2 protein-coding genes are annotated in these 1,411 nt (G+C 63.1%); both read left to right on the top strand.

Annotation, left to right across the window (positions count from 1 at the left end; all coding sequences use genetic code 11):
- The coding region (locus EN893_RS33940) for a sugar-binding protein (protein ID WP_128362173.1) at positions 1-800 on the top strand (800 nt) is incomplete at its 5' end.
- Between the two features lie 255 nt (positions 801-1,055).
- Positions 1,056-1,411 (top strand): ATP-binding cassette domain-containing protein (locus EN893_RS33935; RefSeq protein ID WP_164901380.1); only part of this gene is annotated, 356 nt, incomplete at its 3' end.

The following is a 1,411-nucleotide window of genomic DNA, read 5'->3' as shown; positions in this document are numbered from 1 at the left end:
AGGGCGAACTGCCTGACTACAATCTTGAGCTCAAATATCCCGAGCAGTCCTCGGTCGCCATCCAGCAGCGGCTGATGGACGATCTGGTGACCGCCGGCGTCAAGGGCATCATGGTCTCGGCCGTCGATCCCAAGACCTCGACCGATGGGTTGAACAAGATCGCCTCGGAAACGGCGCTGTTCACCACCGACTCTGACGCACCGCAGACCAAGCGCGTCGCCTATATCGGCTCGTCCAATGTCGATGCCGGCAAGCAGGCGGCCGAAATCGCCAAGAAGGCGATGCCCAATGGCGGCAAGTGCCTCGGCTTCGTCGGCCTGCTCGGCGCCGACAACGCCAAGGAGCGCATCCAGGGCATGAAGGACGGCCTGGCCGGCACCAAGATCGAGCTGATCGACGTGCGCGGCGACGACATCGACCAGGCGCGCGCCAAGAAGAATGTCGAGGACGCGCTGGTCGCCAGCCCCGACGTCACCTGCATGGTCGGCTTCTATTCCTACAACACGCCGCGCATCTATGAAGCGCTGCGCGACGCCGGCAAGCTCGGCTCGATCACCGTCGTCGGCTTCGATGACGATCCGATCACGCTGGGCGGCGTCAAGGAAGGCACCATTGCCGCCACCGTCGTGCAGCAGCCCTTCGAATGGGCCTATCAGGGCATGAAGCTGATGGCTGCCTATCTCAAGGGCGACAAGTCGGGCATCCCGGAAGGCAACCTCATCATCATCCCGACCAAGATCATCGGCAAGGATGACGTCGACGCCTACGCCGCCAATCTGAAGGCGATGTCTGGAAACTGATCGTCGTTAGCGCTGCCCCTCATCCGCCTGCCGGCACCTTCTCCCCGTATAGTGACGGGGAGAAGGGAAGCGCTCCAACGCTGGCAATCCCCCTCTCCCCGTCTCTATACGGGGGTCCGAAGGACGGGCGAGACAAGTGGCTCGCCCCGGAAGGGGTAGGGTGAGGGGCAGCGCGACGCCTCGCTTTTTATTGACGGGTTCGATCAGGCCCGTCAGTCTGCGAGGAGGCCGTTCCGCCAATCGCTGTCAGGCATGATGAACTATTCCGACACATCCATTGCTGCATCCGTGACCGCCCCGTTCCTCAGCCTCGAGAACGTGCGCAAGACCTATCCGGGCGTCGTCGCGCTGGACGGCTTCTCCATGGAGGTCAGGCCGGGCGAGGTCATCGGCCTCGTCGGCGAAAACGGCGCCGGCAAATCGACCTTGATGAAGATCCTCGGCGGCGTCACCACGCCCGACAGCGGCACGATCACGGTCGACGGCACCGCGCATGACAGGCTCTCCGTCGAAGCCAGCCTGGGTTCGGGCATCGCCTTCGTCCACCAGGAACTCAACCTGTTCGAAAATCTCGATGTCGCGGCCAACATCTTCTTCGGCCGCGAGCCGTT

The sequence above is a fragment of the Mesorhizobium sp. M7A.F.Ca.CA.004.04.2.1 genome (assembly GCF_004022825.1).
GTDB lineage: Bacteria > Pseudomonadota > Alphaproteobacteria > Rhizobiales > Rhizobiaceae > Mesorhizobium.
The sequence above is the reverse complement of the archived record's forward strand: the minus strand, read 5'-3'. Positions and strand labels throughout refer to the sequence as shown.